The following is an 8,194-nucleotide window of genomic DNA, read 5'->3' as shown; positions in this document are numbered from 1 at the left end:
GCTGCAAATGGTAAAGCTTCGAATTGCATCTATATAGCAGTTGCCTGGTCTACTCTTGTCCACTCCTTCATACATTGTACTAGTGGATGAGGGAGGGACGATGATGAAGCGAATCGGGCTAGCCATGTTGTTGTCGCTCGCCTTTTTATGGCCAGCGCCCATTGGCGCGGCTGGACAAACAAACGGTTGGGAGCAGTTGGACGATATTTCCGACGAGGCGCTGCAATTGGCGAAAAACGGTCGTTTTGCCGAAGCAAAAGAAGTGCTCCGCTATTTTTCCAAGCGGTTTTTCGCCCTTGGGGCAAAAGAACGGTTGAAATCGGCCGATGAATTGCGGGCGGTGACCGTGACGCATGAGCAGGCAGTCAAGGCGATGACGGCGCCGATCTCCGCGGAAGACAAAGTGGCGGCGATCACCCAGTTTCGCCTTGTTGTTGACGCCATCCATTCGACATACCAGCCGCTTTGGACGGAGATGGAGCCGGCTGTCATGGAGGCGTTTGCCGCGGTCGAAAAGGCGGCACAACAAGGCGAGCAGAAAGCGTATGCCGCTGCCCTCCGCCAGTTGCTTGACCGCTATACATTGATCGAGCCGAGTGTGAAAATCGACGTGCCGCCGGATATCGCGACAAAGGTCGATGATGATCTTGAGGCGTTGCAGGCCGCCGCGTTTTGGCAACGCGGCGAAGACGAGCAGCGCGAGCAACTTGCCGATGCGCGTCAAGATCTTGAAGCGCTGTTTGCCGGGGTGAAAAAGGACGAAGCTGATCCGTCGCTGATTTGGGTGATGATTTCCACTGGCGGAGTGATCGTGTTGACGCTGACGTACGTTGGCTGGCGGAAGTACAAAGGAGAAAAGGAAGAGAAGCGGGCGCGGCAGCCGGAAGACTAAGCACCGGCGCTTTTTGCGAGGGGGAAACGTTTCCCCCTCTTTTTTGTTTTCCCGTCGCTTTGTGCAAGCACCGCCCCGGCACTTTCAAGCGGCGCTTGCCGGGCTTGTCCCGGTTGGGCTTTCGCGCCAGCGGCTTTTCATGGTTCCAGCGGCCGCTTTTGTTCATCGAGCGTAAACCCTTCGCCGAGCACATCATGCACATCGGTGACGGCGACGAACGCATGCGGATCAACGGATATAATGACACTTTTTAAGCGCGGCAGTTCGTTTTTGGCGACGACGCAATACAAGACGTCGCGGTCGCGCTTCGTATACGAGCCGCGCCCTTTCAGCACGGTGACGCCGCGCTCCATCTCTGTCAAGATCCGGTTGGCGATCTCTTCGCTTTTTTCTGAGATGATGGTCGCCCCTTTTGCCGCATAGCCGCCTTCCTGCAGAAAATCAATGACCCGGGCGGCGATAAAGACGGCGACCAACGTATACATCGCCTCGCGGTATGACAGGTAAAGAAGAAGCGACAATGTGATGACGGTGGCGTCAAAGGCAAACATCGTTTTGCCCATGCTGATGCCTTTATATTTATGGACGAGGCGCGCGATAATATCGACGCCTCCGGTTGTGCCGCCGTAGCGGAAAATAATGCCGAGGCCGACGCCGATAAAGACGCCGGCAAACAAGGCGGCGAGCGTCATGTCATGTCGAAGCGGCATATGAATCATGTAGCGTTGAAAGATGGACAAAAAGACGGAAACGGCGACCGTGCCGATGACGGTATAGAGAAACGTTTGGCGGCCGAGCAGCTTCCAGCCGATGAAAAAGAGCGGAATGTTGAGCGCCAAGTTGGTGATCGCTGGATCCAGTCCGAACAAAAAATAAAGAAGAAGCGTAATGCCGGTAAACCCGCCTTCCGCCAAATTGTTTTGCATGTTGAAATGAACGAGCCCGAAGGCGAAAATAGCGGCGCCAAGCAAAATAAACAGGCAGTTTTTGATCTTTAGTCCAAAAATCATACCGTCCCTCCGTCCGCAAAAATAGTCGGCGCCCTTAATTATAGAGGAACTTGTCCATATAGGCAATGACGAGCGAAAACGGGCGGATTGACAGCGGGCGAAAACATTTGTCAAATGCGCCGCTTTTCGCTAACATGAAAACAGACGAGGTGACAAGCCATGCAGGAGAAAACGATGAAACAAATGCAACAGGAAGTGGATGACTATATCAGTCAATTCAAAGAAGGCTATTTCAGCCCGCTCGCCATGCTGGCGCGGCTGACGGAAGAGCTCGGCGAGCTGGCGCGCGAGGTGAACCATTACTACGGGGAAAAACCGAAAAAGGCGACCGAACAAGAAAAAACGGTGGAAGAAGAGCTGGGCGATTTGCTGTTTGTGCTCATTTGCTTCGCCAATTCGCTCGGCATTGATTTGCAGGCGGCGCACGACCGGGTGATGGACAAGTTTCGCACCCGCGACCGCGACCGCTGGACGCGGAAGGAGGAAGGATCATGACGATTCGCATTGTCATCGCGGGGCCGCGCGGCCGCATGGGCCGAGAAGCGGTTGCGCTCGTGCAGCAAACCGATCACTTTGAACTGGCTGCGGTCATCGACCGCCGTTACGATGGACAAAATTTAGCGGAGATCGACCGATTTTCCGGCGTCAACGCCCCGATTTACACCGATGCGGCCCGCTGTTTTGCGGAGGTGAAGCCGGATGTATTGATCGATTTGACAACGCCGGAAGCCGGAAAGCGGCACACCGAGCTGGCGCTGCGTTACGGCGTTCGTCCGGTCGTCGGCACGACTGGATTTACGCCGGAAGATATCGAGCGGCTCACCAAGCTGGCGGAAGAGAAAGAAATCGGCGCCATCATCGCGCCGAACTTTGCCGTCGGAGCGGTGTTGATGATGAAATTCGCCCGCATGGCGGCCAAATATTTCACTGATGTGGAAATCATTGAATTGCACCATGATCAAAAGCTTGACGCACCGTCCGGAACGGCATTGAAGACGGCGCAGCTCATTGCCGAAGTGCGACCGTCGAAAAAGCAAGGCCACCCGAACGAAAAGGAAACGCTTGCTGGCGCGCGCGGCGCCGCTTACGACGGCATCCCGATCCACAGCGTCCGTCTGCCGGGCTTTGTCGCTCATCAAGAAGTGATTTTCGGCGGCAACGGCCAGACGTTGACGATCCGCCACGATTCGTTCGACCGCCGCTCGTTTATGTCCGGGGTGAAGCTGGCAGTGGAAACGGTGATGCATTTACATACGCTTGTCTATGGGCTGGAGCATATTTTGGAATAGTGTGCAAACTGCGCAAACGGGGGAGAATGGAATGAAAATCGCGTTAATTGCCCATGACCAAAAAAAGGCAGAGATGGTCGCATTTGCGACCGCCTATGCGCCTGTGCTTGCAAACCATGAATTGTACGCCACCGGCACGACCGGCTTGCGCATCCAGGAGGCGACCGGTCTTCCCGTTCATCGCTTCCAATCGGGGCCGTACGGAGGCGACCAAGAAATCGGGGCGATGATCGCCCGCAATGAAATGGATCTGGTCATTTTTTTCCGCGATCCGCTCACCGCCCAGCCGCATGAGCCGGACATCAGCGCATTGATGCGGCTTTGCGACGTCTATGCCGTGCCGTTGGCGACGAACATCGGCACGGCCGAGCTGCTCATCCGCGCGTTGGAGCGCGGCGATTTGGCATGGCGCAGCATTGTGCGCGGCCGAACAAAAGGCGGGGAGGAATCGAAAACAGAAAGGTGACAGCGATGATGGAAACGTGTGACTTGTTGGCGTTCGGCGCCCATCCGGATGATGTCGAAATCGGCATGGGAGGGACGATCGCCAAATACGTACGCCGTGGGTACCGTATTGTCATTTGCGACTTGACGCAAGCCGAGCTGTCGTCCAACGGCACGGTCGACGAGCGGCAGAGAGAGGCGGCCGAGGCGGCCCGCCGGCTCGGTGTATCCGAGCGGTTCAATCTTGGGCTGCCTGACCGCGGCCTTTATGTCGAGGAAGAGGCGATCCGCCAGATCACAGCGGTCATCCGCCGCTGCCGGCCGCGCCTTGTATTCGCCCCCTATTGGGAAGATCGACATCCGGATCACGGGCGATGCGCCCGCCTTGTCGAGGAAGCGGTCTTTTCCGCCGGCATCCGCCGCTATGGCGCCGGAGAGCTTGGCGATGCGCACCGCGTTCGGGCGGTGTATTATTATATGATCAATGCCTTTTGCCGCCCGCATTTTCTCATCGATATTAGCGAAACGATCGATGACAAGCTGGACAGCCTGCGCGCGTACGAAAGCCAGTTTCAAAAACGGCCTGGCTCGGTTGACACCCCGCTGACCAACGGCTACATCGAGATGATTGAAAGCCGCGAGCGCTGGTTCGGTCAACAAATCGGCGCGGCGTATGCGGAAGGGTTTTTGACGAAAACGCCGATTCATCTTTCCAATTTGTTTGAGGAGGAGCGATGAAGCTGAAAATCGGGATTGTTTGCTATCCGACGGTCGGGGGCTCCGGAGTGGTCGCCACTGAGCTTGGCAAGCTGCTGGCGGAGCGGGGGCATGAGATTCACTTTATCTCATCGAGCATGCCGTTTCGTTTGAATAAAGTGTACGGCAACATTTATTATCATGAAGTCAGTGTCAACCAATATTCCGTCTTTCAATACCCGCCGTACGATTTGGCATTGGCAAGCAAAATTGCTGAGGTGGCAAAGCGGGAACGGCTCGATGTGCTTCATGCCCATTACGCCGTTCCTCATGCCGTCTGTGCGGTGTTGGCGCGGCAAATGGTCGGCGAGCTGCCGATCATCACGACGCTGCACGGCACGGATATCACCGTGTTAGGCTATGATCCGTCGCTTTCCGATATGATCAAATTTGGCATCGAGCAGTCGGATATCGTTACGGCGGTGTCTGACGCCCTTGCCCGGCAGACGTATGAACTGCTCGATGTGCAAGCGACGATCCATACCGTCTACAATTTTGTCGATGAACGCGTCTACCGTCGCCGGGAAGCGGGCCATTTACGGCGCGAGTACGGCATTCGCGACGATGAACGAGTTGTGATCCATGTCTCGAATTTCCGGAAAGTGAAGCGTGTGCCTGATGTAGTGAGAGCGTTTGCCATCGTGCGCCGGCACGTGCCAGCCAAGCTCTTGCTTGTCGGCGACGGTCCGGAAATGACCGTCGTCTGCCGGCTTGTGAAAGAGCTTGGGCTGCAAGATGATGTCCGCTTTTTAGGAAAACAGGATAAACTCGAAGAGCTGTATTCGATCAGTGATGTGATGATGCTTTTGTCGGAAAAAGAAAGCTTCGGGCTCGTATTGCTTGAAGCGATGGCGTGCGGCGTTCCGTGCATCGGCACGGCCATCGGCGGGATTCCGGAAGTGATTGAGGATGGGAAAACCGGGTTTTTATGCCCGCTTGGCGATGTCAAAGAGGCGGCAAGACAGGCGATGGCGCTGTTGACAGACTGCCGGTTGCACGCTGAGATGGCAAGACAGGCGGTGCAAACGGTCGAGCGCAAGTTCCGCTCGGCCGACATCGTCGGCCAGTATGAACAGCTGTACGCTTCGCTTGCGGCAAGGAAGGTGAAACGATGAAACCGCCGTTTGAACAGGCGCTCGGCATTATCCGACAATTGAAGCGGCATGGCTATGAGGCGTATTTTGTCGGCGGCGCGGTGCGCGACTTGTTGATCGGGCGTGCGATCGGCGACGTCGATATCGCGACAAGCGCTCTGCCGGAAGAAGTGATGCGCTTGTTTCCGAAAACGATCGACGTCGGTTCGAAACACGGCACGGTCGTCGTCGTGCATGAAGGAACGGCGTACGAAGTGACGACATTCCGCACGGACGGCGATTATGAAGACCATCGCCGTCCGGAGTCGGTGACGTTCGTTCGTTCGCTTGAGGAAGACTTAAAGCGCCGCGATTTCACGATGAACGCCATCGCCATGGATGAACGCGGAACGATCATTGATCCGTTTGGCGGACAAGAGGCGATCGAGCGGCGGCTCATTTGCACGGTCGGGGCGGCGGACGAACGGTTTCGCGAAGATGCGCTCCGCATGATGCGGGCTGTTCGCTTCGTCAGCCAACTTGGATTTGCCCTTGCTGAGGACACGAAGCGGGCGATCGTCCAAAACGCACCGCTTATGGCCCACATTTCTGTCGAACGGATGACCATGGAAATGGAAAAACTGCTCGCCGGTCCGTTCGTTGCCGAAGCGCTGCCGCTGTTGGCCGATACCGGGCTGTTCGCTTATTTGCCTGGGCTGGCCGAAAAAGAGCAGCTGCTGCGCTCGGCCGCCGCCTTTCGCTGGCCGTGGCTTACAAAGCGCGAAGAGCGCTGGGCGCTTCTTTGCCGCGCGCTTGATGTCAAAGACATTCGTCCGTTTTTGCGCGCCTGGAAGCTTCCCAACAAAGTAATCGATGAAGCTGGCGCCATTTTGGCGGCGCTCGATGATGTCCCTAGGCCGGAGGCGTGGACGAACGAACAGTTGTTTTTGGCCGGCCTCGAGCGAGCGCTATCGGTTGAAGCGGTGCGCGCCGCGCTTTGCGGCGCGCCGTCTGAACCTCATCATGAGGAGCTCCGCCGCCGCTTTGCGGCGCTGCCGATCAAAACGAAAGGGGAGCTTGCCGTCAACGGGAAAGACGTCATTCGCTGGGCTGGAAAACCGGCCGGTCCGTGGGTGAAAGAGACGCTGGATGCCATCTGGCGGGCGGTCGTCAGCAGCGAAGTCGAAAATGAGAAGGAGCGGATTTACGCATGGCTCATGGAGCGCAATCGGACACACGAAAAAAACTGTTAGAGTTGTTTGCCGAAGCGAACGGCGAGTTTTTGTCCGGGCAAAAAATCAGCGAACAGCTCGGCTGTTCGCGGGCGGCGGTATGGAAGCATATCGAGGAGCTGCGCAAAGAAGGATTTGAACTCGAAGCAGTGCGCCGCCTTGGCTACCGGATTATCAGCACGCCGGATAAAGTGACGGCCAACGAAATCCAGCTCGGCTTAAAAACGGAAAAACTTGGCCACACGATCCACTTTTTTGACGAAGTCGATTCGACGCAGCGCATTGCGGCAAGGCTCGCGTATGAAGGGGCGCCGGAAGGAACGCTCGTCGTCGCGGAAGAGCAAAAGGCTGGGCGCGGGCGTTTGGATCGGAAATGGTTTTCCCCAAAAGGGACGGGCATTTGGATGAGCCTCATTTTGCGGCCGGCCATCCCGCCGCAGCGGGCGCCGCAGCTGACACTGCTTGCCGCGGTGGCCGTCAGCCAGGCGATTCAGGAAGTGACCGGGCTTGTCCCAGACATTAAATGGCCGAATGACATTTTGCTTGACGGCAGAAAGTGCGTCGGCATTTTAACGGAGCTGCAAGCCGACCCTGACCGCGTCCATTCGGTCATCATCGGCATCGGCATCAACGTCAACCAAACGATCGAGCAGTTTCCGGAGGATATCCGGGCCATCGCGACATCGCTGGCCATTGAAAAGGGCGGGCCCGTAAAGCGCGCCCCGCTCATTCAAGAAATTTTGTTCCGGCTTGAGCGGCTGTATGAGCAATATTTGGCGCATGGCTTCCGTCCGATTAAGCTTCTTTGGGAAGGGTACGCCGTTTCGATCGGCAAGGCGGTGACAGCGAGAACGCTGAACGGCGTGATTCGCGGCATCGCCCGCGGCATCACTGACGACGGGCTGCTCATCCTTGAAGATGAGCAAAAGAACATCCATTACATCCATTCTGCCGATATTCAGTTCTAATTTGCCACTAGAAAAATTGTAACAATTTTGTTAAAATACAAAGCGAGGAAAAGGGCAGTATCTTTCGCAAGAAGAACTGCACCGAGGCCGACAGCACGAATAGGTGAAGGAAATGATCTGCCTTGATCCTTTTTTGAAGGACTAGGACAGAGGGATGAACGAAACCGACGGCGGTTTTATGGCGTCCTTCTTTCTCAAGGCGGGAAAGAAGGACGTTTTGTTTCGGGCGGTTCATCTCCTCTGCAGTCAAAGAGGAGGGAACGAAAATGAAAGCGAAAACCGATTTTTTCCACATGAAGCAGGCGGGCGAGCCGATCGTGATGGTGACCGCCTACGATTTTCCGTCCGCGAAGCTTGCCGAGCAAGCCGGCGTCGACATGATTTTGGTCGGCGATTCGCTCGGCATGGTTGTGCTCGGGTATGATTCAACGATCCCGGTGACGGTCGATGATATGATCCACCATACGAAGGCGGTTCGCCGCGGTGCGCCGAACACGTTTATTGTCACCGATATGCCGTTTATGTCGTAC

General features: G+C 56.2%; 10 protein-coding genes. 9 read left to right on the top strand and 1 reads right to left on the bottom strand.

Going from position 1 to position 8,194, the window contains the following annotated elements; translation table 11 throughout:
• The first annotated feature begins 103 nt into the window (after window positions 1-103).
• Window positions 104-892 carry a sporulation protein YpjB gene (ypjB, locus tag VU18_RS09125; RefSeq protein ID WP_015375261.1) on the top strand — a complete coding sequence of 263 codons (789 nt, stop codon included), beginning with the start codon at window positions 104-106 and terminating at the stop codon, window positions 890-892.
• A gap of 137 nt (window positions 893-1,029) precedes the next feature.
• Here the strand turns inward: ypjB and VU18_RS09120 are convergent, their stop codons facing one another.
• Entirely contained in the window at window positions 1,030-1,902 is an 873-nt protein-coding gene (locus tag VU18_RS09120) for a YitT family protein (protein WP_011231672.1), read from the bottom strand.
• 159 nt (window positions 1,903-2,061) lie between these two features.
• Here VU18_RS09120 and VU18_RS09115 point away from each other — a divergent pair, with 159 nt between their 5' ends.
• From VU18_RS09115 to VU18_RS19940, 8 genes are all read left to right on the top strand, one after another.
• Window positions 2,062-2,397 (top strand): nucleotide pyrophosphohydrolase, encoded by a 336-nt coding sequence (locus VU18_RS09115; protein WP_011231671.1) that lies wholly within the window; start codon window positions 2,062-2,064, stop codon window positions 2,395-2,397.
• Complete coding sequence (dapB, locus tag VU18_RS09110) at window positions 2,394-3,191, top strand: 4-hydroxy-tetrahydrodipicolinate reductase (protein WP_014196195.1); 798 nt, start codon at window positions 2,394-2,396, stop codon at window positions 3,189-3,191. The genes VU18_RS09115 and dapB overlap by 4 nt, the downstream gene beginning before the upstream one ends.
• 31 nt (window positions 3,192-3,222) lie before the next feature.
• Window positions 3,223-3,657 (top strand): methylglyoxal synthase, encoded by a 435-nt coding sequence (locus tag VU18_RS09105; protein WP_013144914.1) that lies wholly within the window; start codon window positions 3,223-3,225, stop codon window positions 3,655-3,657.
• Between the two features lie 5 nt (window positions 3,658-3,662).
• On the top strand, window positions 3,663-4,373 hold the full coding sequence (gene bshB1 / locus VU18_RS09100; protein WP_014196194.1) for a bacillithiol biosynthesis deacetylase BshB1: 711 nt from the start codon (window positions 3,663-3,665) through the stop codon (window positions 4,371-4,373).
• Window positions 4,370-5,506, top strand: coding sequence for an N-acetyl-alpha-D-glucosaminyl L-malate synthase BshA (bshA, locus tag VU18_RS09095; RefSeq protein WP_011231667.1), 1,137 nt, complete (start codon window positions 4,370-4,372; stop codon window positions 5,504-5,506). Before bshB1 ends, bshA begins: the two co-directional genes overlap by 4 nt.
• Window positions 5,503-6,717, top strand: coding sequence for a CCA tRNA nucleotidyltransferase (locus tag VU18_RS09090; protein ID WP_014196193.1), 1,215 nt, complete (start codon window positions 5,503-5,505; stop codon window positions 6,715-6,717). Before bshA ends, VU18_RS09090 begins: the two co-directional genes overlap by 4 nt.
• The gene (locus tag VU18_RS09085; protein WP_021322195.1) at window positions 6,675-7,664 is read left to right on the top strand and encodes a bifunctional biotin--[acetyl-CoA-carboxylase] synthetase/biotin operon repressor; all 990 of its coding nucleotides are present in this window, start codon (window positions 6,675-6,677) and stop codon (window positions 7,662-7,664) included. Before VU18_RS09090 ends, VU18_RS09085 begins: the two co-directional genes overlap by 43 nt.
• Before the next feature lie 266 nt (window positions 7,665-7,930).
• Window positions 7,931-8,194 (top strand): 3-methyl-2-oxobutanoate hydroxymethyltransferase (locus VU18_RS19940; protein WP_047758197.1); only part of this gene is annotated, 264 nt, incomplete at its 3' end.

The organism is Geobacillus sp. ZGt-1 (assembly GCF_001026865.1).
GTDB classification, from domain to species: domain Bacteria; phylum Bacillota; class Bacilli; order Bacillales; family Anoxybacillaceae; genus Geobacillus; species Geobacillus thermoleovorans.
The sequence above is the reverse complement of the archived record's forward strand: the minus strand, read 5'-3'. Positions and strand labels throughout refer to the sequence as shown.

What these genes read in the sequence shown, in the direction of transcription:
- VU18_RS09105 (WP_013144914.1), top strand. Translation starts at nt 3,223, where the DNA reads ATGAAAATCGCGTTAATTGCCCATGACCAAAAAAAGGCAGAGATGGTC.
- VU18_RS09115 (WP_011231671.1), top strand. Translation starts at nt 2,062, where the DNA reads ATGCAGGAGAAAACGATGAAACAAATGCAACAGGAAGTGGATGACTAT.
- dapB (WP_014196195.1), top strand. Translation starts at nt 2,394, where the DNA reads ATGACGATTCGCATTGTCATCGCGGGGCCGCGCGGCCGCATGGGCCGA.
- bshA (WP_011231667.1), top strand. Translation starts at nt 4,370, where the DNA reads ATGAAGCTGAAAATCGGGATTGTTTGCTATCCGACGGTCGGGGGCTCC.
- ypjB (WP_015375261.1), top strand. Translation starts at nt 104, where the DNA reads ATGAAGCGAATCGGGCTAGCCATGTTGTTGTCGCTCGCCTTTTTATGG.
- VU18_RS09085 (WP_021322195.1), top strand. Translation starts at nt 6,675, where the DNA reads ATGGCTCATGGAGCGCAATCGGACACACGAAAAAAACTGTTAGAGTTG.
- VU18_RS09120 (WP_011231672.1), bottom strand. Translation starts at nt 1,902, where the DNA reads ATGATTTTTGGACTAAAGATCAAAAACTGCCTGTTTATTTTGCTTGGC.
- VU18_RS09090 (WP_014196193.1), top strand. Translation starts at nt 5,503, where the DNA reads ATGAAACCGCCGTTTGAACAGGCGCTCGGCATTATCCGACAATTGAAG.
- bshB1 (WP_014196194.1), top strand. Translation starts at nt 3,663, where the DNA reads ATGATGGAAACGTGTGACTTGTTGGCGTTCGGCGCCCATCCGGATGAT.